Origin of the sequence: Methylobacterium sp. WL1 (assembly GCF_008000895.1) — a bacterium.
Lineage (GTDB): Bacteria > Pseudomonadota > Alphaproteobacteria > Rhizobiales > Beijerinckiaceae > Methylobacterium.
The window spans coordinates 2254445-2277591 of sequence record NZ_CP042823.1 but is presented as its reverse complement, the minus strand read 5'-3'; the positions used below and the strand labels follow the sequence as shown (position 1 = coordinate 2277591).

Below are 23147 nucleotides of genomic sequence, written 5' to 3'. Positions count from 1 at the left end.
ATGCGCGCATCGGGGTCCCGCACACAGCCGATCAGGGCTGGTGACGGTCCAGGGCGGGCAGGAGGCAGGGGTCGAGACGTGTCGCCCGAGCGGCGCCGGCCGGCGCGAGCGAGCCGGTCGTCTCAGGATCGGCCGGAAGCCCGTGTCCGGCCAGGGCGAGCTGCCCCGGCGCGGGGCCGGCCTGGCTCAAACGGGCGAGCTGGTGAGTCGCGGCCAGGGCGAGCAGACCCACGACGGCCGAGATGCGCAGCGCCCAGGCCAGGGATCCTGTGGGCCGGGCCGTTCGGCTCGGGCCCGGATGCGCCGGTACGGGCCTGTCCGACTCGGCGGCGGGTCGGCGAGTCCCGAAGGGCTTCTGACTCCGCTCGGCGGGCGGGAGCATGGTCTGTCCTTCTCGGTCCGGCGTGCGGCCGGCGACGGTCGATCCGGGACGGTTACCACCCCATGGTTAACCGCCGACTTACGCGGGACGGCACGAGCAAGCGCTCACCGTACCAGAATAAAACGGTTTCCCCGGCGCCCTTGCGGAAGAGCCCGACTTGCGCCGGGCCCGAATCGGACAGATCCCGGCGTCTCATGATAATGAAGCCCGACTAATCTTCAGGCTTTGCTCAAACGCCGTTGCAGCTTCTGATACACAGTCCTTCGCCGAGGACAGGGATCTTCACGCTTAACCTTCACCTTTCGTTGACGAGATCGGGCTAGTCTCGGCGGGCTTGTTGCAGGAAAGCGACAGACCCGCCGACCGAGAGCGCCTAGAAGGCAGCCGGCTCAAGCCAACCCCAGGACCCATGGCACCATGAAAAAAGTTCTTCTTGCATCGACCGTTCTCGCCGGCATGACTGTCGCCGCTTCCGCGGCCGACCTGCCGCGTCGCGCTGCGCCGCCGCCGGTGTTCACGCCGGTGCCGGTGTTCACCTGGACCGGAGCCTACTTCGGCGTGAATGCCGGCTACGGCTTCGATGCCAGCAGCCGCAACACCGCCAGCTACGGCCTGCCGGCCGGCTCGCTGATCAACTCGCCGAACACCAATGCCGTCGTCAGCGTCGGCAACCGTAGCGCCAACGATGGTTTCACCGGCGGCGCCCAGATCGGCTACAACTATCAGTTCACCCCGGGCTCCGGCATCGTGGTCGGCTTCGAGGCTGACGCCCAGTACGTCGATTTCGCCCGCCGCGCCAACGGCACCCTGAACTACGGCGTGACCGGCGCTCCGGGCACCGCTTTCTCGGCGCCGCGCGCCTTCGTCGCTACCAGCGGCAACGGCCTCGACTACTTCGGCACCGCCCGCGGCCGCCTGGGCTACGCCTTCGACCGGACCCTCGTGTACGCCACCGGCGGTTACGCCTACGGCTCGGGCCAGGACGACCAGAACTTCGCTGGCCGCAGCTTCCGCAGCAGCTTCCGCACCGGCTACGCCGTCGGCGGCGGCATCGAGTACGCCCTGCCCACCGACTCGTTCTTGAACTTCTTCAAGTCCTCCGCCGTGACCCTCAAGGTCGAAGGCCTGTACGTGAACCTGGACCGCCAGAAGAACACCGCCGGCGGCGTGTTCTACGGCAACCTGCTGGCCCCGAACGGCACCGCCTACCTCAACGGCGCCGCCGCCAACACCGAGTTCGCCGTCGTCCGCGCCGGCGTGAACTACAAGTTCGGCTCGTACTAAGATCGCACTTCGGCGCCGGCTTGGCCGGCGCCATCGTGACCCGGGGCCCGGCCGCAAGGTCGGGCCCTTCTGCGTTTCAGGACCACCGAGGCCCGGTGCGACAGGGGCGACAGGAACACCCGTCGCCGCCGGCGCCTTTCACGGTCGGCGCCCGGATGGCTCGGCCGCGCCGGAGCGATCCCGATGCGCAAGATCCGACTGATCACGTCCCGTCTGCTGCTGCCGCTGACTGTCCTGTCCCTGTCCGGACTCCCGGCTCCGGCTCAGGATGCCAGCGTGATCGGCACCAAGACGGTGCTGCCCGGGACAGGGCCGGGCACCTCCACCAGCGGGGAGGGCGGCGGCCGGCTAATGACGGCGGCCAGCGCCGAGGCCGCGGCCAGGCGCCAGGGCCTCAAGCCGGCGGCGTTCCTGGCCTCCAAGATGATCGGCGTCACGGTCCGCAACGCGGCCGGCGACAATGTCGGCACCATCGACGACCTGCTGATCGCCGATGGCGGTGCCCTGAAGGCGGTCGTGCTGGATGTCGGCGGCCCGCTGGGCCTCGGCAGCAAACGGATCGCCGTGGAGCCCGGCGCCCTCGTGCTGCGCCCGGGCGGGGAGCGGTTCTCGGCCGTTCTCAACATGAGCACCGACACCGTCGCGGCCGCCCAGCCCTTCGATCCGGCCAAGGCCATGGCGTCGGAGTAGCCTCGCCGGCAATCGCTTGACGCGGACGCAATCCAGGCGCTCCGACCCGAAAGCGGTCTGCAAGTCAGTCAGTGCGACCGTCGCGAAGCAACCCGGTATTGCGATCCCCAGGTGTCGCGGTCCCCAGGTGTCGCGTTCCCCCGTGTCGCGCTTCCCCGAATCGCTTCGCTGCGGCCACGCTGAGGAAGCGTCGTTTTACGGCCGCCCTGTCGCCTCAGATATCCAGATCGACCCCGTCGGCGAAGGCGGCGCGCTCGCTGATGAAGGCGAAGCGGGCTTCGGGCTTGTTGCCCATCAGGCGCTCCACCGTATCGCCGGTGGATTCCCGGGCCTCCTCGAGGATCGCGACGCGCAGGAGCGTGCGCTTCTTCGGATCCATGGTGGTCTCCTTGAGCTGGGCCGGCATCATCTCGCCCAGGCCCTTGAAGCGCCCGATCTCGACCTTGCCGCTCTTGAACACCGTTTTGGTGATCCGCTCCCGGTCGGCGTCGTCCCGCGCATACACGACCTTCGAGCCCTGCTGCAGCCGGTAGAGCGGCGGGATCGCCAGGTAGAGGTGGCCGCGATCGATCAGCTTCGGCATCTGCCGGTAGAAGAACGTGATCAGCAGCGATGCGATGTGGGCGCCGTCCACGTCGGCGTCCGTCATGATGATCACCTTGTCGTAGCGCAGGTCCGCCTCACGGAAGGCCGCGCCGGTGCCGCAGCCGAGCGCCAGGGTGAGGTCCGAGATCAGCTGGTTGGCCCCGAGCTTGTCCCGGGAGGCCGAGGCGACGTTGAGGATCTTGCCGCGCAGGGGCAGGATCGCCTGGGTCGTCCGGTCCCGGGCCTGCTTGGCCGAGCCGCCGGCGGAATCGCCCTCGACGATGAAGATCTCGGAGTTGGCCGTTCCGGCGGCCGAGCAATCGGCCAGCTTGCCGGGCAGGCGCAGCTTGCGGGTCGCGCTCTTGCGGGCGACCTCCTTCTCATGGCGCCGGCGCAACCGCTCCTCGGCCCGGTCGATCACCCAGTCCAGCAGCTTGTTGGCCTGGGCCGGGGAGGCCGCCAGCCAATGGTCGAAGGCGTCCCGCACCGCCGTCTCGACGATCCGCTGCGCCTCGACGGTGGCCAGCTTGTCCTTGGTCTGGCCCTGGAATTCCGGCTCGCGGATGAACACCGACATCATCGACGCGCAGGTCGCCATGACGTCGTCGGTGGTCACGGCCGTCATGCGCTTGGCCTGGTTCACGCGCTCGGCGTGCTCGCGCAGGCCCCGCAGCAGCGCGACCCGCAGGCCGGCCTCGTGGGTGCCGCCCTCCGGCGTCGGGATGGTGTTGCAGTAGGAATGCGAGAAGCCGTCCTCGGCGACCATCCAGGCCACCGCCCATTCGAGCGAGCCGTGGGAGCCGGGCTTGGTCACCTTGCCGGTGAACATCGCATCGGTGACCAGGTCCTTGCCCTCGATGTCCCGGGCCAGGTAGTCGCGCAGCCCGTCCGGGAACCGGTGCACCGCCTCGGCCGGTACGCCCTCCAGCCCTTCGAGCAGGGCGGGGGCGCAGCGCCAGCGGATCTCGACGCCGCCGAACAGGTAGGCCTTGGAGCGCGCCATCTTGAACAGGCGGCGCGGGTTGAACTTCAGGGAGCCGAAGATCTCGGCATCGGGGTGGAACCGCACCCGGGTGCCGCGCCGGTTCTGGACCCGTCCGACGAGTTCGAGGGCCCCCTGCGCGTGGCCGCGCGAAAAGGTCTGGCGGTAGAGGGTCTGGTTGCGGGCGACCTCGACTTCGAGGAAATCGGACAGGGCGTTCACCACCGAGATGCCGACGCCGTGCAGGCCGCCGGAGGTCTCGTAGACCTTCGAGTCGAACTTACCGCCCGCATGCAGCGTCGTCATGATGATTTCGAGCGCCGACTTGCCTGGGAATTTCGGGTGCGGGTCCACCGGGATGCCGCGGCCGTTATCGGTGATCACCAGGGAGCCGGATTCCTCCAGCTCGACCTCGATGAAGCTGGCATGGCCGGCCACCGCCTCGTCCATGGAATTGTCGATCACCTCGGCGAAGAGGTGGTGCAGCGCCCGCTCGTCGGTGCCGCCGATATACATGCCGGGCCGGCGCCGGACCGGCTCCAGGCCCTCCAGCACCTCGATGTCGGAAGCCGTGTAGCCGGCCTCCGGCTCGGCCGCCGCGATGGCCGGGACCGAGGCCGATTCCGCCAGCCGCCGCCGCCGCGGCTCCGCCGGACGCGGGCAGGGGGCTTGCCGCCAGGCCCGAACAGGTCGCGCGCCGGATCGCTCACGCGCGGCCTCCGCGCGCGCGGCGAATCGGCCGGCTCGGCGTCGGGCGGACGGGCCTTTGGCGATCGGACCTGGGATCGTGCAGCATGCGCCTTCATCCCCGCATGATAGCGGAACAAAACAGAAACATCCAGAGGGTCCGGTGCGTCGCCGGACCGCCCCACCATCGCATGCTGCACCGCCGCGAGCGAGGGCCGCGGCCGGCGCAGCGCGAAGGCGCCGTCATCGCCACGTTGCACAATCGTGGGTTAACGGTTTCTCCGCCGCCGCCCGGATCGGAACCGAGCGGCTCCGACCGCGTTCTGTCGGAAAAGAACTTGACCGTGGTCCGGGAGCCGCCGTCGATGAGCAACGCCGCGATCGAGGCCCGCCGCCTCACCCTGATCCGCTTCGAGCGAGCCGCCGGCACCGTATTCGGGTGCGAGGACGATGCGCCCTCGGTCGTTCCGCAGGCCCGCATCTTCGTGAACGGCCTGACCATCGCGTTGGCGACCGTCGCGACCGCGTTGGCGGCCACGATCACCTACCTGGCCTGAACGCGACGAACCGCGACGCTTTCTTCGCGGGTCGCGGGTCCGGCGCTCAGCCGGCCCCGGATTTCTTCGCCGTCGTCTTCTTGGCCGCTGGCTTCTTCGCGGCCGTCTTCTTCACCGCCGGCTTCTTTTCGCCCGCCGCCGCGCGCGCCGGCGCCTTCCGGGCCGAGCTGCGCTTGGCGTTCACCAGCGCGATCCCCTCATCGAGGGTCAGCGCTTCGGAATTCATCGTCTTCGGCAGCGTCGCGTTGACTTCGCCATCGGTGACGTAGGGGCCGTACTTGCCGGCCTTGACCACGAGGTCCCGCCCACTCGTCTCGTCCTTGCCGAGCGGGCGGCCCGGATCCGCGGCAGCCCGGCCGCGGCCACCGCCCTGCTCCTTGGCGACGATCAGGTCGATGGCGCGGTTGGCGCCGATCTCCAGCACGTCGTCGTCCTTGCCGAGGTTGGCGTACATCTTCCCGTGTTGAACGTAGGGACCGAACCGGCCGAGATTGGCCAGGATCGGTTCGCCGGTCTCGGGGTGGCGCGCCACCTCGCGGGGCAGCGCCAGCAGCGCCAGGGCCTTGTCGAGGCCGACCTCGGACGGCGAGAGCCCCTTGGGCAGCGACGAGCGCTTCGGCTTCGCGGCGTCCTTCTCGGTGGAGGCTTCGCCGAGCTGCACGAACGGCCCGAAACGCCCGTCCCGGATCGTCACCGGCATCCCGGTCACCGGATCGTCGCCCAGCACCCGGACGCCCGGCTGGCCACCCTCGCCCGAGGAGCCGTCGCCGTCGCCGTCGATCCCCGAGGCCGAGAGCTGACGGGTGTACTTGCACTCCGGATAGTTCGAGCAGCCGATGAAGGCGCCGAACTTGCCGAGCTTCAACGAGAGCTGGCCGGTGCCGCAGACCGTGCAGGTTCGCGGGTTCGCGCCGTCGCCCCTGTCGGGGAAGATGTGCGGACCGAGAAGGCCGTTGAGCGCCTCCAGCACGTCGGTGACGCGCAGCTCCTTGGTCTCCCCGATCGCCGCGGAGAAGTCCTTCCAGAAGTCGCGCAGCACCGCCCGCCAGTCGATCTCGGCGTTGGAGACCCGGTCGAGCTGGCCTTCGAGGTCGGCCGTGAAATCGTACTCGACATAGCGCCGGAAGAAGCTCTCCAGGAAGCCGGTGACGAGGCGCCCCTTGTCCTCCGGCTGCAGCCGCTTCTTTTCGATCTTGACGTATTCGCGATCCCGCAGGGTCTGGAGAACGGCGGCGTACGTGGACGGCCGGCCGATGCCGAGCTCCTCCATGCGCTTGACCAGGCTCGCCTCGGAATAGCGCGGCGGCGGCTCGGTGAAGTGCTGGGTCGAGGTGATACGCTCACGGGTGAGCGGGTCGCCGGCCTTCATCGGCGGCAGGCGCTTGCTCTCCTCGTCCTCCTCGTCGTCCTTGCCCTCCTGGTAGAGGGCCAGGAAGCCGTCGAACTTCACGACCTGGCCGGTGGCGCGCAGGTCGATCCGGCGCGGGCCGACGCTCGCCGCCACCTCCACGGTGGTGCGCTCCAGCTCAGCAGATTCCATCTGGCTCGCCATCGTGCGGGTCCAGATCAGGTCGTAGAGCTTGGCCTGCTCCGGCTCGAGGTGGCGGGCCACCATCTTGGGCAGGCGGCTCATGTCGGTCGGGCGCACGGCCTCGTGGGCCTCCTGCGCGTTCTTGGCCTTGACGCTGTACTTGCGCGGGACGTCCGGCACGTAGCGGTCGCCGAACTCGGTGCCGATGACCTTGCGGGTGTCCTGGATCGCCTCCGGCGCCATGTCGACGCCGTCGGTCCGCATGTAGGTGATGATGCCGACCGTCTCGCCGCCGACGTCCACGCCCTCGTAGAGGCGCTGCGCGACCCGCATGGTCTGCGCCGGCGCCATCCCGAGCTTTCGCGATGCTTCCTGCTGCAACGTCGAGGTGGTGAAGGGCGGCTGCGGGTGGCGCTTGGCGGGCTTCGCCTCGACGCTCGCAACCTGGAAGCTCGCGAGCTCGAGGTCGCGCTTGAATGCGGCGGCGTCCGCGCCGGTGCCGACGTCGAGCCGCTGGATCCGCTTGCCGTCGGCCCCGACCAGGCGGGCCTCGAAGGTCGCGCCGTCCTTGGTGGTCAGGGTCGCGACGATCGACCAATACTCGCGCGGCTTGAAGCTCTCGATCTCCATCTCGCGCTCGACCACGAGCCGCAGAGCCACGGACTGCACGCGGCCGGCCGAGCGGGCGCCGGGGAGCTTGCGCCACAGCACCGGCGAGAGGTTGAAGCCGACGAGGTAATCGAGCGCCCGGCGCGCCAGGTAGGCGTCCACCAGCGCCTGGTCGATCTCCCGCGGCTTGCGCATCGCCGCCTCGACCGAGGCCTTGGTGATGGCGTTGAAGGTGACGCGCTCGACCGGGATTCCCTTGAGCGCCTTTCGGGCGTTCAGCGCCTCCAGGACGTGCCAGGAGATCGCCTCGCCCTCGCGATCCGGGTCGGTCGCCAGGATCAGCTTGTCCGCGCCCTTGCAGGCCTTGGCGATCTCGCTGACGCGGCTGGCGCCGCGGTCCGCGAGTTCCCAGACCATGTGGAAATCCTGCTCGGGATCGACCGAGCCGTCCTTGGCCGGCAGGTCGCGGATGTGCCCGAAGGAGGCGATCACCTCATAGTCGCGGCCAAGATACTTATTGATCGTCTTGGCTTTGGCCGGCGACTCGACGACGACGACTTTCATTCAGACCTCTGCCCCTCGACGGGGCCTGGGCGCGACGGACGAATTCTGTTCGAAATTCGCGTGGGACAAGTGCCCGCCGTCGGGCCGGGGCCGCGCGCCGGGGACAAGTGGGTTACGGGGCACGGGTTGTCAAATGGCAACGGTCGCCGAACGGCTCGCCGGGGCTGTCATGCGCGGGGCGCGAATCCGACAGGATTGCGGATCGCGGGCAATCACCGTCGACCTGGCCGGCTTGCCTCATGCCGTCGTGGGACGCCCAGCCAAGCGACCTGCCCAGCCAAGCGACCTGCCCAGCCAAGCGACCTGCCCAGCCAAGCGACCTGCCCAGCCAAGCGACGCGCCCAGCCAAGCGACGCGCCCAGCTAAGCGACCTGCCCAGCGCTACACGCGGGAATCGCGCGCCAGACCGGGTTTCCCCGCCGCGCGCGCACTGACGGCGGGGCGGGCTCGACCTGTTCAGATCCCCGCGTACCACTCGTAGCCGCGATCCTCCCAGTAGCCGCCGCTGCCCTGGCCGAAGCCCGCCAGCGAGTCCACCAGCTCGACCCGCATCACGTACTTGGCCTGCTTGTAGCCGAGCTGGCGCTCGACGCGCAGGCGCAGGGGGGCGCCGTTCGAGACCGGCAGCGGCTTGCCGTTGAGGTCGTAGGCGAGGATCGTCTGCGGGTTGACGGCGTCGAACAGGTCGATGCTCTCGTAGTAGCGGATCGGGGTCCGCTTATCCTCGGGCGCCTCCGGCTCCGGCGCGCCCTGGCCCCAATCGTCCGTGCCTTTGTCGTCCGTGCCTTTGTCGGCCTTGGGCGGAGCACCGCCCCAATCCTCGGCGGCGGCAAGTTGGATCATGCCGTCGCGGACCGAGCCCGGATGCTCGGGGCGCCACAGGGAGGCGCCGTCGCCGCCCTCAAGGCCGCCGCCGGCATATTCCAGCGTGTCGGCGCAATGGAACACGGCGTAGCGCGCCTGCGGCTTCAGGCCGGCCCGGGTGACCAGCTCGGCCAGCGGCACGCCCGACCATTGGCCGATGCAGCTCCAGCCCTCGACGCAATCGTGGCGGGTGATCTGGGTGCGCGCCGGCAACCCGCGCAGGTCCGCAAGGCTGAGCGACAGCGGCGTCTGCACCAGCCCGTCGACCGTCAGCTTGAAGTCGGCGAATTTCTTGGCCGCCAGGGCGCGAAAATCCCTGTCCGGCGGGTCGATGGTGCCGTTCGGCTTGAACCACGGCGAAATCATCGCGGCCGGATATTCCCGGGCCAGGGTGGCGGGGGACATCAGCAGCCGCTGAACGAACAGGTTGGCATCCTCGCCGACCTTGAGGGTGCGGCGCCCGGTCTCGGTCCCGGCGAAGCGGTCGCAGCCGCCGAGCAGGGCGGTCCCCGCCAATCCGGCGCCGGCGGTGAGCAGCTTGCGGCGGTGCAGGATCATCGCGCGGTCTCCTTCTCGGGACGGCCGAGGCTGAACCAGCCGGTGAGCATGCCGCGCATGTTGTTGACGAGGCCGGAGACCAGGACGAGGAGCACGTGGACGACGACGAACAGCACCAGCAGCCCGGCGGCGATGAAGTGGATGCTGCGCGCCGATTGCCGGCCGCCGAACAGCTCCGGCAGCCAGGGCCAGGCGGCGTCGACGCCGGGCGACATGGCGAGCCCCGCCAGCACCATGGCTGGCAGGAGGCCCAGCACCACGACGAGGTAGGTCAGCTTCTGGATCACGTTGTAGCGCTTGGCCTCCTCGCCTTCGGGGAAGCGTAAGAGCAGGTGCTCCTTCACGGAGCCGGCGAAGTCGCGGATCTGGTCGCCGTCCGGGATCAGGCGGCGGCGGAGCTGGCCGCTGAACAGCCCGTAGAGCAGATAGATCGCGCCGTTGATCACCAGGAGCCACGCGAACAGGAAATGCCAGCGCCGCCCGGTGGCGAGGTCCTGATCGGCCGGAAGGGTCGCCCAGGCCGGGAAGGCCCGGTCCACCGCGGTGCCGCCCTCCCGGGACAGGCCGAGCACCCCGGTCGTGTCGAAGCTGTGCGATCCGACCGTCACCACACCGCGATTCGTGCCGTCGCGTCCCTGCTCGCTGGTGATCGCCAGGGCCGGATCGTCGAAGGTCGAGACCGCCCCCCAGTACAGCGCCGGGTGGGCGTTGAAGATCTGCAGGCCGCTCATCAGCAGCACCAGCAGCACCCCCGCGTTGACCCAATGCGCCACCCGGATCACCGCGGGGTGCCGGTAGAACCAGCGCCGCCCGGAGGCGTCGACGGTCTCCGGGGCTTCGAGCGCCGGGACGGCGTCCAGAGTATCGGTTCTCAAGCGTGCGTCTCGCGAGGCGATGGCGGCGCGGATGCCGCGCGATCCGGCTGATACGTGGCGCGGGCGCCGAAGTTACCAACCGTTGAAAAAAGGCCGCCGGCACAGGCCATGAAAAGGGCCGCAGGCGCTCGTCCGCCTTGCCGGAACGACCGGCCGGACCTACACCCCGGTCTCATCATGACGAGCCCCGCGCCCCCGGCCTTCCCGCACCGGCATCTCCTCGGCATCGAGGGCCTGACCCGCCCCGACATCGAGGGGCTGCTCGACGCCGCCGACGCCGCCGTCGACATCTCGCGGCAGGTGGAGAAGAAGCGCACGACCCTGCGGGGCCGCACGCAGATCAACCTGTTCTTCGAGCCCTCCACCCGGACGCAGTCGTCGTTCGAACTCGCCGGCAAGCGACTCGGCGCCGACGTGATGAACATGTCGGTGGCCTCGTCCTCGGTGAAGAAGGGCGAGACCCTGATCGACACCGCGGCGACGCTGAACGCCATGCGGCCGGACATCATCGTGGTGCGCCACGAATCGGCCGGTGCGGTGCATCTGCTCGCCCGCAAGGTCGATTGCGCGGTGGTGAATGCCGGCGACGGGGCGCACGAGCACCCGACCCAGGCGCTGCTCGACGCGCTGACGATCCGCCGCAACAAGGGCCGGATCGAAGGGCTTCAGGTCGCGATCTGCGGCGACGTCCTGCACTCGCGGGTGGCGCGCTCGAACATCATCCTGCTGCAGGCGATGGGCGCCCGGGTTCGCCTGATCGCGCCCTCGACGCTGCTGCCCGCGGGAATCGAGCGGTTCGGCGTCGAGACCTTCACGGACATGCGCAAGGGCCTGGACGGCTGCGACATCGTGATGATGCTGCGCCTCCAGCGCGAGCGCATGAACGGCTCGTTCGTGCCCTCCGTGAAGGAGTATTTTCGGTACTTCGGCCTGGACGGCGAGAAGCTGGCGCTCGCCAAACCGGACGCCCTGGTGATGCATCCGGGTCCGATGAACCGCGGGGTCGAGATCTCCTCGGAGATCGCAGACGGCGCGCAGTCCTTGATCCGCGAGCAGGTCGAGATGGGGGTGGCGGTGCGCATGGCCGTGCTGGAATCGCTGGCCCGGCACCTGCCGAACGGCTGAGCACCGTCCCGGATCGATTTCGACCCCGCATAAGCCCGACAAAGCCGGGGCGCTTTCACCCGCGCGGCTTGATCGCCGGGCGGCTGCAGCGCAGTTTCCTGCCGAATACGGCCTCGGCCGGACCTTCAAGCATCATCCCGAGCGGCGGTTGCCGGCTTTCGGGGAACGATGATGCACCATCAAACGCTGGCGCATCGTACCGGATCGGATATCCAGGACGTTGCTCTACAGACGACCTCACATGCAGATCGCGTCATGACCGCCTACACGCTCGACGACCTCGCCAAGCTCGTCGCGAGCCGCGCCGGGACCGACCCGGAGACCTCCTACACGGCCAAGCTCCTGTCGGAAGGCCCAGCGAAGGCGGCGAAGAAGCTCGGCGAGGAGGCCGTGGAGGCGGCCATCGCGGCCGTGCAGGGCGACAAGACCGGCCTCCGGAACGAGGCCGCGGACGTTCTCTACCACCTGGTTGTTCTGCTCCGCGCCGGCGGCGTCGAGCTCGACGCCGTGATGGCGGAGCTGGAACGCCGCACCGCCCAGAGCGGGATCGCCGAGAAGGCCGCGAGGCAGCCCGCGTGAACGCGGCCGCGCTGCCGGGCTCCGTCGAGGCGATCCTCGACGGATCGGATCGGCTCTCGCCGTATCGCCGGTTCAGCCGCGAGGAATGGGCGCAGCTGCGCGCCGACACGCCGCTGACCCTCAAGGCCGAGGACATCGAGCGGCTGCAGTCGATCAACGACCCGATCTCGGTCGAGGAGGTGGTGGCGATCTACCTGCCGCTGTCGCGGCTGCTCTCGCTCTACGTCGCGGCGACGCAGGGGCTGTTCAAGGCGACGCAGCGCTTCCTGCTGGCCGAGCGCGAGACCAAGGCCCCCTACATCATCGGCCTGGCCGGATCGGTGGCGGTGGGCAAGTCGACCACCGCCCGCATCCTGGCCGCGCTGCTGGCCCGCTGGCCCAACACCCCGAAGGTCGACCTCGTCACCACCGACGGCTTCCTGCTCCCCAACGCCGCGCTCACCGCCAACGGCATCATGGAGCGCAAGGGGTTCCCGGAGAGCTACGACACCGCCTCGCTGCTGCGCTTCCTCCACGACGTGAAGGCCGGGCACAAGCGCGTGACCGCACCGCTCTACTCCCACTTGGTCTACGACCGGGTGCCGGGGGAGGAGCGGGTGGTCGAGAGCCCCGACATCCTGATCGTCGAGGGCCTGAACGTGCTCCAGCCCGCCCGCCTGCCGCGGGACGGCACCGCGATCCCGTTCGTCTCCGACTTCTTCGACTTCTCGATCTATCTCGACGGCCACGAGGACGACCTGCACCGCTGGTACGTCACCCGGTTCATGAAGCTGCGCCAGACCGCGTTCCGGGACCCGCGCTCGTACTTCCGGAAATACGCCGAGGTGCCGGAGACCGAGGCGCTGGACATCGCCGACCGGCTCTGGACCACGATCAACCTGCCGAACCTGCGCGAGAACATCTTACCGACCCGACAGCGGGCGAGCCTGATCCTGACCAAGGGCGCGAGCCACCGGATCGAGAGCGTGGCGCTGAGGCGGCTGTAGGTCCAGTCCGGGCATCCAACCCAACGCCCTCATCCTGAGGTGGTGGGTTGGACTGCAGGCGTTAGACGAACGGAAACTCAGCCTCCGCGAGGTACGGCCCGCCCCCGGTCGATTCCTTGGCCGAGAACATGGTCACCCGGTCGGCGGTGAAGGCCAGGGGCGCGAAGGCCGGAGCCTGGGAGAGATACATCGCCACCGCCTCCGGGCTGGCGTCGCGCTTGAGGCGGGCCAGGGTGACGTGGGGTGTGAACTTCCTGCGTTCGGGCGCGATGCCGGTGCGCCGCACCAGCCGCTCCTGCTCGGCCTGGAGGTCGATCAGCTCCGGGCTCGGTGCCACCGACGCATAGAGGGCCCGCGGCCTGTCGCCTCCGAAGATTCCGAGCCCGTCGAGGGTCACCGTGAGGGCGGGGCGCACACGCATCTCGGCCATCGCCTCCAGCACGTCCTCGGCCGCGGGCACCTCGACATCGCCGAGGAACCGCAGGGTGACGTGGTAGTCGCCGGGCTCGATCCAGCGCGCGCCGGGCAGGCCGCCCCGGTAGATCCGCAGCGCCTCGGCAATCTCCGTCGGGATCGCGAGCCCTGTGAACAGGCGCGGCATTACCGCGACGCCCCCTGCCGGAGACCGCCCAAGAAAGTCTCGACCGTGGGGAGGATCTGGGCCGCGATGGTCTCGACGCCCTGCCGGTTCGGGTGCAGCCCGTCGTCGAGGTGCTGGGCCCGGTCGCCGATGATCCCGTCGAGGAAGAACGGGTAGAGGGTCAGCCCGTAGCGCTTGGCCAGGGTCGGGTAGATCGCGTCGAACCGCGCCTTGTAGTCCGGCCCGAGATTGGGGGCGGCCTGCATGCCGGCGAGCAGCACCGGGATCCCCCGGGCCTGCAACCGCTCGATGATCGCCGCGAGCGCCCCCTCGGTGACCTTCGGGTCGGTGCCGCGCAGCATGTCGTTGGCGCCGAGTTCCAGGATCACCCCGGCGGTCCCGTCCGGCACCGACCAGTCGACCCGGTCGAGGCCGCCCGTGGCGGTGTCGCCGGAGACGCCGGCATTGGCGACGGTCACGTCCGCGCCCTTGGCCTTGAGCAGGCGCTCCAGCACGGTCGGGAAGGCTGCGTCGGATGGCAGGCGGTAGCCGGCGGTGAGGCTGTCCCCGAGGACGACGAGCTTGACCGGGCCGGTGGTGGCGGCGTGAGTCGCTGTCATGAAAGGGAATACCAGACCCGCTAGCGCTGCGACAAACAGGGCGGCCCGCCGAACGCGGCCGGCGCCGTCATGGCGTAGCCCCAATGCGCCCCCCATATCGCGGTGCATCAACGGGCGGTGCCGCCAAGTTCGTCGCCACGTCAGCGGCCAAGTCAGCAGCCAAGTCAGGACCTCGCGCGCCATGCTCGTCATCGCCCACAGATCGGCCGCCCGGTGAGCAACGGCAAGGTGCTGCGCGAGCCGGCGATCGCGTTGTCCGACATCGATCTCAGCTTGGGACGCGGTGCGGCCCGGGTCCACGTCCTGCGCGGAATCTCGCTCACCGTCGATCGCGGCGAAGCGGTCGGGCTGGTCGGCCCCTCGGGCTCGGGCAAGTCGACGCTGCTGATGGTCATGGCCGGGCTGGAGCGACCCGATTCCGGCGGCGTGGTGATCGAGGACACCGACCTCGCCCGCCTCGACGAGGACGCGCTCGCCCGGTTCCGGGGCCGGCGGATCGGAATCGTGTTCCAGGCCTTCCACCTCGTTCCGACCATGACCGCGCTGGAGAACGTCGCGCTGCCGCTCGAGCTCGCCGACCGGCCCGGCGCCCTGGAGCGGGCCCGCGCCGAGCTGGAGGCGGTCGGCCTCGGGCACCGGCTGCACCATTATCCGGCCCAGCTCTCCGGGGGCGAGCAGCAGCGCGTCGCCATCGCCCGGGCAGTCGCCCCCGATCCGGCGATCCTGGTGGCCGACGAGCCCACCGGCAACCTCGACGAGGCCACCGGCCGGCAGATCGTGGACCTGCTGTTCCGGCTGAAGCGCGACCGGGGCGCCACCCTGGTGCTGGTCACCCACGACAACGGCCTCGCCCGCCTGTGCGACCGCACCGTGCGCCTGCGCTCCGGCCGGGTCGAGGAGGCGGTGAGCGCCTGATGCACGGCACGATCTCGCATCCCGAGCCCGCGCCTCGGCGCATCCCGCTCACCCTGCGTCTGGCCGTGCGCGAATTGCGCGCGGGCCTGTCCGGCTTCGGGGTGTTCCTCGCCTGCATCGCGCTCGGCGTCGCGGCGATCGCCGGCGTGGCGTCGATCTCGCGCTCGCTCTCCGACGGTCTCGGCCGGGAGGGGCGGCGGATCCTCGGGGGCGACCTCGCCTACAACCTGATCAACCGCGAGGCGACCGACGCGGAGCGGCAGGCCCTGTCGCGCGAGGGCACGGTCGACGCCGTGGCGTCCCTGCGTGCCATGGCGGTGGCGGCCGGTGGCGAAGCCGCGCTGGTGGAGCTGAAGGCCGTCGATCCCGCGACCTACCCGGCGGCCGGCGAACTCGTCACAGATCCGCCGGGCCGGCTCGCCGACCTGCTGGCGGAACGCGACGGGACGCCCGGCGCCCTCGCGGACCCGGCCCTGCTCACCCGCCTCGACGTCAAGGTCGGCGACCGGATCGCGCTCGCCGGGCACCCGGTCGTGATCCGCAGCACGCTTACCTCCGAGCCCGACAAGATCGCCGGCGGCATCGGCTTCGGCCCGCGGCTGATGATCTCGGAGCCGACGCTGCGCGCCACCGGCCTCGTCCAGCCGGGCAGCCTCAACCGCTGGAGCTACCGGATCGTCCTGCCGAAAGACGCCGCCCGGGACCCGGACCTCGACGCCGCGCAGGTGCGGATCCGAACCGCGACTCCGGAGGCCGGCTGGGAGATCCGGTCTCGCGGCAACGCCGACCCGCGCTTCGCCAAGAGCATCGAGCGCTTCACCCAGTTCCTGACCCTGGTGGGACTGACGGCGCTGATCGTCGGGGGCGTGGGCGTCGGCAACGCGGTCCACGCCTTCGTGGAGCGCAAGCGGCCCTCGATCGCGACGCTCAAGAGCGTCGGCGCCCCGGGCTCGCAGGTGGTCGCCCTCTACCTGACCCAGGTGATGCTGATCGCGGGCATCGGCACGGCGATCGGCCTCGCGGTCGGTGCGAGCCTGCCGTTCGTCCTGGATGCGCTGTTCTCCGCCGACCTGCCGCTGCCCCTGAACCCGACGCTGGCGCCCGGGGAATTGCTGCTCGCCGCCGCCTACGGGCTGCTGACCGCCTTCGCGTTCGCGATCACGCCGCTCGGCCGTGCCCACGACGTGCCGGTCTCGGGCTTGTTCCGCGACACGGTCGATCCTGCCCGGGTCAGCCCGCGCTGGCGCTACCGGATCTGGCTGGCCCTCAGCCTCGCCGCCCTGGTCGGCCTGGCGGTCGGCACGGCGTTCGACCGGCGCGTGGCCCTGATCTTCATCGCGGCCGCCGCTATCGCGTTCGCGCTGCTGCACGGGGTGGCGCTCGGCCTGATGGCGCTCGCCCGCCGCCTGCCGCATCCGCGCTGGCCGGCGCCCCGGATGGCGCTGGCGAACCTCCACCGGCCGGGCGCGCTGACCCCCGCCATCGTGCTGTCCCTCGGGCTCGGCGTGACCCTGCTGGTCACCCTCAGCCTGATCGACGCCAACGTCCGCCGGACGATCAGCGCGACCCTGCCGGCGCGTGCGCCGAACCTGTTCTTCCTCGATATCCCGTCCCGCGACGCCGCCGAATTCCGCGCGTTCCTGGCGCGCTCGGCCCCCAACGGCAAGATCGAGGACGTGCCGATGATGCGCGGCCGGATCGTCGCCCTGAACGGCGTGCCGGCCAACAAGATCCGCCCCCCGGAGGACGCCGCCTGGGTCCTCGACGGCGACCGGGGCATCACCTACGGCGACACGGTGCCGGAAGGCTCGACCCTCACCGAGGGGGCGTGGTGGAGCGCCGAGCAGGGGGCCAAGCCGCTGGTCTCGTTCGAGGCGGACCTCGCGCGCCAGCTCGGGCTGAAGGTCGGCGACACCGTCACCGTCAACGTGCTCGGGCGCGACCTGACCGCGACGATCTTCAACCTGCGCCGGGTGGAGTGGCGCAACCTCGGCATCAACTTCGTCATGGTGTTCTCGCCCGGCACCTTCCGGGGCGCCCCCCACTCGGATCTCGCGACCCTGTCGCTGCCCGGCGGTACCGATGCCGGCGCCGAGAACCGCATCCTGCGCGACGTCGCCAAGACGTTCCCGTCGGTGAGCGCCGTGCGTGTGAAGGACGCGCTCGACGCGATCGGCGACCTCGTCGGCCGCCTGGTCCTGGCGATCCGCGGGGCGAGCGCGGTGGCGGTGCTGGCGAGCCTGTTCGTGCTGGCCGGGGCCATTGCGGCCGGCCACCGGGCCCGCCTCTACGACGCCGTGGTGCTGAAGGTCCTGGGCGCCAGCCGGACACGGCTACTCAGCGCCTACGCCATCGAGTACGCCGCCCTGGGGCTCGCCACGGCCGTATTCGGCCTCGCCGCCGGCAGCCTCGCCGGCTGGGTGATCGTCGCGAAGGTCATGCACCTCGACTTCCGCCTCGACCTGTCCGGCGCGCTTGTGGCGGCGACCGCCGCGGTGGCGCTGGCGATCCTGCTCGGGCTGGCCGGCACGTGGCGCATCCTCGGCCAGAAGCCGGCGCCGTATCTCCGGCAGATCTAGAGCCTTGATTAGTCGCACTCGCTGACGCCGGACCGGTACCCATTTCGGCGGTGCGCGCTCTGACCGCTGGTCTTCGCGGCCCCGCTTCCGGTCTCCGCGCATGGTTAAGACTTGGGCGGAGAGACATCGACCCGATGCGATCCGGGCAACCGCCAGTCGAACCCGGGGCCGTGAGCGCGGGAATCCGTTTTAATCCCTGACTTCATGGACAAAAATACATCCTCCGACACCGGAAAAGCGCCCCCGCAACCGTAGCTGGGGACTTGTGCGGGCGGCGGCCGCGCAACATATTCCTGTGCGAGGTGCCAGCCTGGCGCCAGAGGTCCTGCGTGGGCCTCGCCCGAAACACCACGCTGAGAGAGCCTCCGCAAGGAAACTCCCATGGCATTCGAGAACTCTCCCTTCCGGTACGGCGCCCAGCAGCCGTCCGGGTACGCAGGCACCCAGGTCGATGTCGATCAGGGCCTGCGCACCTTCATGCTCGGCGTCTACAACAACATGGTCGTCGGGCTCGGCATCTCCGGCCTCGTCGCCCTCGGTCTGAACATGGCCGCGGTTGCGTCCTACCAGGGTACGCGCCCGATCCTGACCTCCTTCGGTCAGACCCTCTACACGAGCCCGCTCAAGTGGGTTCTGATGCTGGCCCCGCTCGCGTTCATCTTCGTCTTCTCGATGCGGATGGACCGGATGTCGGCCTCGTCGGCCCGGACGATGTTCTGGGCCTTCGCGGCGGTGATGGGCGCCTCGATGTCCTCGCTCCTCCTGGTCTTCACCGGGGCGAGCGTGGTGCGGGTGTTCTTCATCACGGCGGCGGCGTTCGGTTCGCTGAGCCTCTACGGCTACACGACCAAGCGCAGCCTGTCGGGCATGGGCTCGTTCCTGATGATGGGCCTGATCGGCATCATCCTGGCTTCGCTGGTGAACATCTTCTTCGCCTCGTCGGCGCTGCAGTTCGCCATCTCGGTGCTCGGCGTGCTGATCTTCGCGGGCCTGACCGCCTACGACACCCAGAAGCTCAAGGAGATGTATCTCTCCAGCAGCTTCGACGGTGAGATGGCGGCCAAGATGTCGGTGAACGGCGCCCTGACCCTCTATCTCGACTTCATCAACATGTTCCAGTTCCTGCTCAGCCTGGTCGGCGACCGCCGCTAAGTCCTGCAAGAACCCGGATCTGGAAGCCCCGGCGGTAAACCGTCGGGGTTTCTTTTTTGGCCTGCGCGGATCGGGTGAGGGCGGTTATCATGCCGGCATGCCCCAACCGATCTCCGGCCTCTCCGCCTTCCCGATCACCCCGAGCGACGCGGACGGCCGCGTCGATGCCGCCGCCATGTGCCGGCTGCTGGAACGCCTCGTCGATGCACGGGTCGATTCGATCGGCCTGCTCGGCAGCACCGGGACCTACGCCTACCTGTCCCCGGACGAGCGGCGCCGCGTCGTCGAGATCGCCGCCGAGGCGGTGGCCGGCCGCGTGCCGCTTCTGGTGGGGATCGGGGCGCTGCGCACCGACGACGCGATCCGGCACGCTCGGGCGGCCCGGGCCGCGGGGGCCGACGTGGGCCTGCTTGCCCCCGTCTCGTACACGCCGCTCACCGACGACGAGGTGTATCGGCATTTCACGGCCGTGGCGGGGGAGGGCGGCCTGCCGCTCGTGATCTACGACAACCCGGCGACCACGCATTTCCGGTTCTCGCCGGCGCTGATCGGCCGGATCGCGCGCCTGCCGGGCGTCGTGGCGGCCAAATGCCCCGCGCCGGAGCCGGCGGCGGCCGAAGCGGGAGTTTCCGGTCTGACGGAAGCGGTCCCGGCGGAGTTTCCGGTCGGGTTCAGCGGAGACTGGAACGTGACCGAGGCGCTGCTCGCGGGCGGTACGGCCTGGTTCAGCGTGGCCGGCGGCCTGTTTCCCAAAACCTGCCTGGCGATCGTGCGCGCCGCCGAGGCCGGCGACGCCGCGCAGGCCCGGGCGTTGAACGAAGCGCTCGCGCCGCTCTGGACGCTGTTCAAGGCGCATTCGAGCCTGCGGGTGGTCTACGCCCTCGCCGACCATCTCGGCCTCTGCCGCGCCGAACCACCGCGGCCGATCCTGCCGCTGCCGCCGGAGGTTCAGGCGGACATCGTCAGCACCGTCGAGCGGTTGAACCTCGCCTGAGGCGATCCTGGAACACTCACACCGCCCGGGGAGGGGGCTCCAGCACGGCGAGCACCCGGGCCAGCTCGGTCCCGCGCTTCATCACCAGTCCGCTGGCGGCGATCACCGCGTAGGCGCCCTGGCGGCGGGCGAGCTTCGGGTCCTTCTCGATCCGGTAGAGCGGCATCTCGGAGGCGCGGCGGTAGATCGAGAATACCGCCTTGTCCCGGCGGAAATCCATGGCGTAGTCGCGCCACTCGCCCGCCGCGACCTGCCGGCCGTAGAGGTTGAAGATCGTGCGCAGCTCGTCCCGGTTGAAGGCGATCTGCGGGGGTTCCGCACGGGCGGGGAACGGAATGACATGGCCCGCCGCTTCCTCGGGCCTCGACTCCGCGCTCGTCCGCTCCGTCATCGTCACTCCGTGGTGCCCATGCTGTGCCGAATGATGGCCCCCGCGCCCGCGACCCGCAAGGGTGGCCGCGCCGGGACCCCGTGTCGCCCACGACACATCCAAGCGACAAAAAACACGGTTCCGCCCGAATGCCGCCTTTCCCGGGCCGCGTTGCACTGGCACAACACTGCCTGAACCTCGCCGGCTCCTGCCGGACCAGCGGCCGAAACCCAGCTCCCCAGCCTTCGGTCGCCGGTCGGGATTCCAGAATTCGGCACTCCGAGGTTTCGAGACCCAATGACTTCAGGCCGCCCCTCTGGGCGGCCTTTTTTCGTGGCCTGTCCTGCGCCCCGGCAGGAGGGTCGTCCCGAGAGGCCGCTGCCGGCTCCGATGCGCGGCCGGGGTGTTTTCGTTCTCCCGTTTGACGCCGGATGCAGGTAAGGCGAGCCGCATCATGGGTCCGCCCGCCTTCGACGTCAGCTTCATCCAGGCCCTCGACACGCTGTTCGCGTGGCGCCGCGACGTGCGTCGGTTCCGGCCGGACGCCGTGGACCCGGACGCCCTGCGCGCCTGCCTGGCCGCGGCGCACCGGGCGCCGTCGGTGGGCAACAGCCGGCCCTGGCGGTTCGTACGCGTGTCCGATCCGACCCGGCGCGCTGCCGTGGCAAGCGACTTCTCCCGCTGCAACGCGGCAGCCGCGGAGGGCTACGACGCGGCACGGGCCGCCCGCTACCGGGCACTCAAGCTCGCCGGCCTGAACGAGGCGCCGGAACACCTCGCGGTGTTCTGCGACGACGCCACCGAGACCGGCCTCGGCCTCGGCCGCGCCAGCATGCCGGAGACCCTGGCCTATTCGGTGGTCGGGGCGGTTCAGTGCTTCTGGCTGGCGGCGCGGGCGCGCGGCCTCGGGGTCGGCTGGGTCTCGATCCTGGAGCCCGCCCGCGTCGCCGGGATCCTTGCGGTGCCGGAGACCTGGCGGCTGGTCGCCTACCTGTGCGTCGGCCATCCCGTCGAGGAGCATCGCGACCCGGAACTGGAGCGCCACGGCTGGCAGGCGGAAGACCCCCGCGGCACCCAGTTGTTTGAGCGCTGAGCCGTCCGGCCTCACGATTGAGGCTACTTCTTTACCCTCCCCAAGACTTCCCGGGAGAAGCAGAGCGTCAACCATAGCGCTCAAGGGAACGGCAAGCGCGGCCGTGGATTACTGGCCGGCATACGCTCACGCTTGTCGAGGAAGTCCAGGATGTCGGGTCGGGTGACGGCTTTATTCGGTTTGGCCGGCGCGATGCTGGCGGGTTGCTTCGGGGCGGCCCAGGCGCGGGAGGTGGTGCCGTTCCAGAACGGCGTCGCGCCGGGCTCGGTGGTGATCAGCGTGTCCCAGCGCAAGCTCTACCTGGTGAACGGCGACGGCACCGCGATCCGCTATCCCGTGGCGGTGGGCAAGCCCGGCAAGCAATGGTTCGGCACGGCCGCGATCGACGGCAAGTACGTCGCCCCGGCCTGGTCGCCGCCGGCCGAGGTCAAGCGCGACAACCCCCGGCTGCCGAACGTCATCGCGGGCGGCTCGCCCAGCAACCCGATGGGGGCGGCCGCGATGACGCTGGCCGGCGGAGAGTACGCGATCCACGGCACCAACCGGCCGAACTCAGTCGGGACCTACGCGTCTTATGGGTGCATCCGGATGTACAACCAGGATGTGGTCGATCTCTACGCCCGGGTCGATGTCGGCGCGCAGGTCTACATGACCCGGTGAGGGATTTCCCTTACTTCGCCGGCGGCGCCGTCGCCTCGACGGACGTGAAGGTCTCGAGGATCCGGTAGGTGTGCTCGGCGCCCGCCGGCACACAGTAGGAATCCCCCGGCGCGAGCGCGACCGTCTCGCCGCCGACCACCAGCTCCGCCCGGCCGCTGATGACGTAGCCCACGGTCTCGTGGGGCGAGGACGTCATCGGCTTGTCGGCGTTCGGCTCCTCGGCCCGCCACATGCGCATGCCGAGTCGCTCGCCGCGGGCCAGGGTGATCTCGCCGTGCGGTCCCGCGGCCGCGCCGTGGGCCGATACCTTCGTCGCCATCATCGTCTCCTGTCGGTGAACCAGCCCAACGGCGCCCGGCCCGCGACGTTCCGCGCCCGGTGTCGCGGCCTCGGCCTGGGTCGCCGCTTGACGCCTCCCGGGGGCGACAACAGGATGCGGTACCGGTCCGACAAGGCGCCCGACAGAGGCGTGGGCCGGTGCGACGCCGCGAATCCGTTCGGGTCCGGCGCGTCGCCGAATCGACCGGAGGGACGCGCCATGCAGATCAAGGCGGCGATCGACAGGATTCCCGGCGGGCTCATGCTGGTCCCGCTCCTGCTGGGCGCCCTGTGCAAGACGTTCGCGCCGGGAGCGCCGGCCTATTTCAAGGGCTTCACGCAGGGGATCATGACCGGGGTGATCCCGATCCTGGCGGTCTGGTTCTTCTGCATGGGCGCGTCGGTCAGCCTGAAGGCGACCGGCACCGTCCTGCGCAAGTCCGGCACCCTCGTGCTGACCAAGCTGCTGTCGGCCTGGGCGATCGTGCTGGTGGCTGCGCTGTTCATCCCGCCCGAGGGCATCCAGACCGGCTTCTTCGCGGGCCTCTCGATCCTCGCGATCGTCTGCGCGATGGATATGACCAATGGCGGGCTCTACGCCTCCCTGATGCAGACCTACGGCAGCCGGGAGGAGGCGGGCGCGTTCATCCTGACCTCGATCGAGTCCGGCCCGCTGATGAGCATGATCATCCTGGGCGCTTCCGGGGCGGCGCATTTCGAGCCGCAGATCTTCGTCGGCGCGGTGCTGCCGTTCCTGGTCGGATTCCTGCTCGGCAACCTCGATCCGAAACTGCGCGCCCTGTTCGCCCCGGGCGGCCAGCTGATGATCCCGTTCTTCGCCTTCGCGCTGGGCAACACGGTGGATCTCAACAACCTGCTCTCGCCCCTCGCCGGACTCGGGATCGTGCTCGCGCTGGCCGTCATCGTGCTCACCGGGATACCGCTGATCCTGGCCGACAAGGCCATCGGGGGCGGAACCGGGACGGCGGGGCTCGCGGCCTCGTCCAC

Annotated in this window: 21 protein-coding genes and 1 pseudogene; 13 read left to right on the top strand and 9 right to left on the bottom strand. The window is 70.0% G+C overall.

All coding sequences use genetic code 11. The features are described from left to right. Window positions 1-31: 31 nt before the first annotated feature. A complete protein-coding gene (locus FVA80_RS11215) occupies window positions 32-382 on the bottom strand; it encodes a hypothetical protein (protein WP_147907957.1) in 351 nt (116 codons plus the stop codon). A 417-nt stretch (window positions 383-799) separates the two neighbouring features. Between FVA80_RS11215 and FVA80_RS11210 the strand changes: the two genes are divergently transcribed. Both FVA80_RS11210 and FVA80_RS11205 read left to right on the top strand, forming a co-directional pair. Further along, window positions 800-1666, top strand: a complete 867-nt coding sequence (locus FVA80_RS11210; RefSeq protein ID WP_147907956.1) for a porin family protein — start codon at window positions 800-802, stop codon at window positions 1664-1666. Window positions 1667-1849: 183 nt separating this feature from the next. Continuing rightward, complete coding sequence (locus tag FVA80_RS11205; protein WP_147907955.1) at window positions 1850-2356, top strand: PRC-barrel domain-containing protein; 507 nt, start codon at window positions 1850-1852, stop codon at window positions 2354-2356. A gap of 214 nt (window positions 2357-2570) precedes the next feature. On the opposite strand, the gene parE is transcribed toward FVA80_RS11205, so the two are convergent. Beyond that, window positions 2571-4478: a DNA topoisomerase IV subunit B gene (gene parE, locus FVA80_RS11200; RefSeq protein ID WP_246692364.1), complete on the bottom strand. Its 1908-nt coding sequence runs from the start codon at window positions 4476-4478 to the stop codon at window positions 2571-2573. A gap of 323 nt (window positions 4479-4801) precedes the next feature. On the opposite strand from parE, the gene FVA80_RS31230 reads away from it, so the two are divergent. Beyond that, window positions 4802-5167, top strand: a complete 366-nt coding sequence (locus FVA80_RS31230; RefSeq protein ID WP_246692363.1) for a hypothetical protein — start codon at window positions 4802-4804, stop codon at window positions 5165-5167. 46 nt (window positions 5168-5213) lie between these two features. Here the strand turns inward: FVA80_RS31230 and topA are convergent, their stop codons facing one another. The 3 genes from topA to FVA80_RS11180 form a co-directional block, all read right to left on the bottom strand. Further along, complete coding sequence (topA, locus tag FVA80_RS11190; protein WP_147907953.1) at window positions 5214-7871, bottom strand: type I DNA topoisomerase; 2658 nt, start codon at window positions 7869-7871, stop codon at window positions 5214-5216. A 456-nt stretch (window positions 7872-8327) separates the two neighbouring features. Then, window positions 8328-9293 (bottom strand): molybdopterin-dependent oxidoreductase, encoded by a 966-nt coding sequence (locus FVA80_RS11185; RefSeq protein WP_147907952.1) that lies wholly within the window; start codon window positions 9291-9293, stop codon window positions 8328-8330. After that, on the bottom strand, window positions 9290-10153 hold the full coding sequence (locus tag FVA80_RS11180) for a cytochrome b/b6 domain-containing protein (RefSeq protein WP_147907995.1): 864 nt from the start codon (window positions 10151-10153) through the stop codon (window positions 9290-9292). Before FVA80_RS11180 ends, FVA80_RS11185 begins: the two co-directional genes overlap by 4 nt. 192 nt (window positions 10154-10345) lie before the next feature. On the opposite strand from FVA80_RS11180, the gene FVA80_RS11175 reads away from it, so the two are divergent. The 3 genes from FVA80_RS11175 to coaA all read left to right on the top strand — a co-directional run bounded on the left by FVA80_RS11175 (window position 10346) and on the right by coaA (window position 12858). Next, a complete protein-coding gene (locus FVA80_RS11175; protein WP_147907951.1) occupies window positions 10346-11293 on the top strand; it encodes an aspartate carbamoyltransferase catalytic subunit in 948 nt (315 codons plus the stop codon). 255 nt (window positions 11294-11548) lie between these two features. Further along, window positions 11549-11872: a phosphoribosyl-ATP diphosphatase gene (locus FVA80_RS11170; protein WP_147907950.1), complete on the top strand. Its 324-nt coding sequence runs from the start codon at window positions 11549-11551 to the stop codon at window positions 11870-11872. Further along, complete coding sequence (gene coaA / locus FVA80_RS11165) at window positions 11869-12858, top strand: type I pantothenate kinase (RefSeq protein ID WP_147907949.1); 990 nt, start codon at window positions 11869-11871, stop codon at window positions 12856-12858. Before FVA80_RS11170 ends, coaA begins: the two co-directional genes overlap by 4 nt. Before the next feature lie 61 nt (window positions 12859-12919). On the opposite strand, the gene thpR is transcribed toward coaA, so the two are convergent. After that, entirely contained in the window at window positions 12920-13459 is a 540-nt protein-coding gene (gene thpR, locus FVA80_RS11160; protein WP_147907948.1) for an RNA 2',3'-cyclic phosphodiesterase, read from the bottom strand. Then, a complete protein-coding gene (locus tag FVA80_RS11155) occupies window positions 13459-14058 on the bottom strand; it encodes an arylesterase (RefSeq protein ID WP_147907947.1) in 600 nt (199 codons plus the stop codon). Before FVA80_RS11155 ends, thpR begins: the two co-directional genes overlap by 1 nt. Before the next feature lie 231 nt (window positions 14059-14289). Here FVA80_RS11155 and FVA80_RS11150 point away from each other — a divergent pair, with 231 nt between their 5' ends. The 4 genes from FVA80_RS11150 (at window position 14290) to FVA80_RS11135 (ending at window position 19698) form a co-directional block, all read left to right on the top strand. Next, on the top strand, window positions 14290-14973 hold the full coding sequence (locus FVA80_RS11150) for an ABC transporter ATP-binding protein (protein WP_147907994.1): 684 nt from the start codon (window positions 14290-14292) through the stop codon (window positions 14971-14973). Next, on the top strand, window positions 14973-17552 hold the full coding sequence (locus FVA80_RS11145; RefSeq protein ID WP_147907946.1) for an FtsX-like permease family protein: 2580 nt from the start codon (window positions 14973-14975) through the stop codon (window positions 17550-17552). The genes FVA80_RS11150 and FVA80_RS11145 overlap by 1 nt, the downstream gene beginning before the upstream one ends. 381 nt (window positions 17553-17933) lie before the next feature. Next, window positions 17934-18704: a Bax inhibitor-1/YccA family protein gene (locus FVA80_RS11140; protein ID WP_147907945.1), complete on the top strand. Its 771-nt coding sequence runs from the start codon at window positions 17934-17936 to the stop codon at window positions 18702-18704. Window positions 18705-18801: 97 nt separating this feature from the next. Next, the gene (locus FVA80_RS11135; RefSeq protein ID WP_147907944.1) at window positions 18802-19698 is read left to right on the top strand and encodes a dihydrodipicolinate synthase family protein; all 897 of its coding nucleotides are present in this window, start codon (window positions 18802-18804) and stop codon (window positions 19696-19698) included. A 16-nt stretch (window positions 19699-19714) separates the two neighbouring features. Here FVA80_RS11135 and FVA80_RS11130 read toward each other — a convergent pair whose 3' ends face one another. Beyond that, window positions 19715-20089, bottom strand: coding sequence for a DUF2794 domain-containing protein (locus tag FVA80_RS11130; protein ID WP_147857607.1), 375 nt, complete (start codon window positions 20087-20089; stop codon window positions 19715-19717). Between the two features lie 433 nt (window positions 20090-20522). Between FVA80_RS11130 and bluB the strand changes: the two genes are divergently transcribed. Continuing rightward, entirely contained in the window at window positions 20523-21161 is a 639-nt protein-coding gene (bluB, locus tag FVA80_RS11125) for a 5,6-dimethylbenzimidazole synthase (RefSeq protein ID WP_187193647.1), read from the top strand. Window positions 21162-21311: 150 nt separating this feature from the next. Next, a complete protein-coding gene (locus FVA80_RS11120; RefSeq protein ID WP_147907943.1) occupies window positions 21312-21821 on the top strand; it encodes a L,D-transpeptidase in 510 nt (169 codons plus the stop codon). 10 nt (window positions 21822-21831) lie between these two features. Here FVA80_RS11120 and FVA80_RS11115 read toward each other — a convergent pair whose 3' ends face one another. Beyond that, complete coding sequence (locus tag FVA80_RS11115; protein WP_147856879.1) at window positions 21832-22140, bottom strand: cupin domain-containing protein; 309 nt, start codon at window positions 22138-22140, stop codon at window positions 21832-21834. Between the two features lie 114 nt (window positions 22141-22254). Between FVA80_RS11115 and FVA80_RS11110 the strand changes: the two are divergent. Further along, window positions 22255-23091 (top strand): annotated as a pseudogene (locus tag FVA80_RS11110) (2-keto-3-deoxygluconate permease); the annotation flags it as partial. Window positions 23092-23147: the final 56 nt, after the last annotated feature.

What these genes read in the sequence shown, in the direction of transcription:
- FVA80_RS11215 (WP_147907957.1), bottom strand. Translation starts at nt 382, where the DNA reads ATGCTCCCGCCCGCCGAGCGGAGTCAGAAGCCCTTCGGGACTCGCCGA.
- FVA80_RS11210 (WP_147907956.1), top strand. Translation starts at nt 800, where the DNA reads ATGAAAAAAGTTCTTCTTGCATCGACCGTTCTCGCCGGCATGACTGTC.
- FVA80_RS11205 (WP_147907955.1), top strand. Translation starts at nt 1,850, where the DNA reads ATGCGCAAGATCCGACTGATCACGTCCCGTCTGCTGCTGCCGCTGACT.
- FVA80_RS31230 (WP_246692363.1), top strand. Translation starts at nt 4,802, where the DNA reads ATGCTGCACCGCCGCGAGCGAGGGCCGCGGCCGGCGCAGCGCGAAGGC.
- topA (WP_147907953.1), bottom strand. Translation starts at nt 7,871, where the DNA reads ATGAAAGTCGTCGTCGTCGAGTCGCCGGCCAAAGCCAAGACGATCAAT.
- FVA80_RS11185 (WP_147907952.1), bottom strand. Translation starts at nt 9,293, where the DNA reads ATGATCCTGCACCGCCGCAAGCTGCTCACCGCCGGCGCCGGATTGGCG.
- FVA80_RS11175 (WP_147907951.1), top strand. Translation starts at nt 10,346, where the DNA reads ATGACGAGCCCCGCGCCCCCGGCCTTCCCGCACCGGCATCTCCTCGGC.
- FVA80_RS11170 (WP_147907950.1), top strand. Translation starts at nt 11,549, where the DNA reads ATGACCGCCTACACGCTCGACGACCTCGCCAAGCTCGTCGCGAGCCGC.
- thpR (WP_147907948.1), bottom strand. Translation starts at nt 13,459, where the DNA reads ATGCCGCGCCTGTTCACAGGGCTCGCGATCCCGACGGAGATTGCCGAG.
- FVA80_RS11155 (WP_147907947.1), bottom strand. Translation starts at nt 14,058, where the DNA reads ATGACAGCGACTCACGCCGCCACCACCGGCCCGGTCAAGCTCGTCGTC.
- FVA80_RS11145 (WP_147907946.1), top strand. Translation starts at nt 14,973, where the DNA reads ATGCACGGCACGATCTCGCATCCCGAGCCCGCGCCTCGGCGCATCCCG.
- FVA80_RS11140 (WP_147907945.1), top strand. Translation starts at nt 17,934, where the DNA reads ATGGCATTCGAGAACTCTCCCTTCCGGTACGGCGCCCAGCAGCCGTCC.
- FVA80_RS11135 (WP_147907944.1), top strand. Translation starts at nt 18,802, where the DNA reads ATGCCCCAACCGATCTCCGGCCTCTCCGCCTTCCCGATCACCCCGAGC.
- FVA80_RS11130 (WP_147857607.1), bottom strand. Translation starts at nt 20,089, where the DNA reads ATGACGGAGCGGACGAGCGCGGAGTCGAGGCCCGAGGAAGCGGCGGGC.
- bluB (WP_187193647.1), top strand. Translation starts at nt 20,523, where the DNA reads ATGGGTCCGCCCGCCTTCGACGTCAGCTTCATCCAGGCCCTCGACACG.
- FVA80_RS11120 (WP_147907943.1), top strand. Translation starts at nt 21,312, where the DNA reads ATGTCGGGTCGGGTGACGGCTTTATTCGGTTTGGCCGGCGCGATGCTG.
- FVA80_RS11115 (WP_147856879.1), bottom strand. Translation starts at nt 22,140, where the DNA reads ATGGCGACGAAGGTATCGGCCCACGGCGCGGCCGCGGGACCGCACGGC.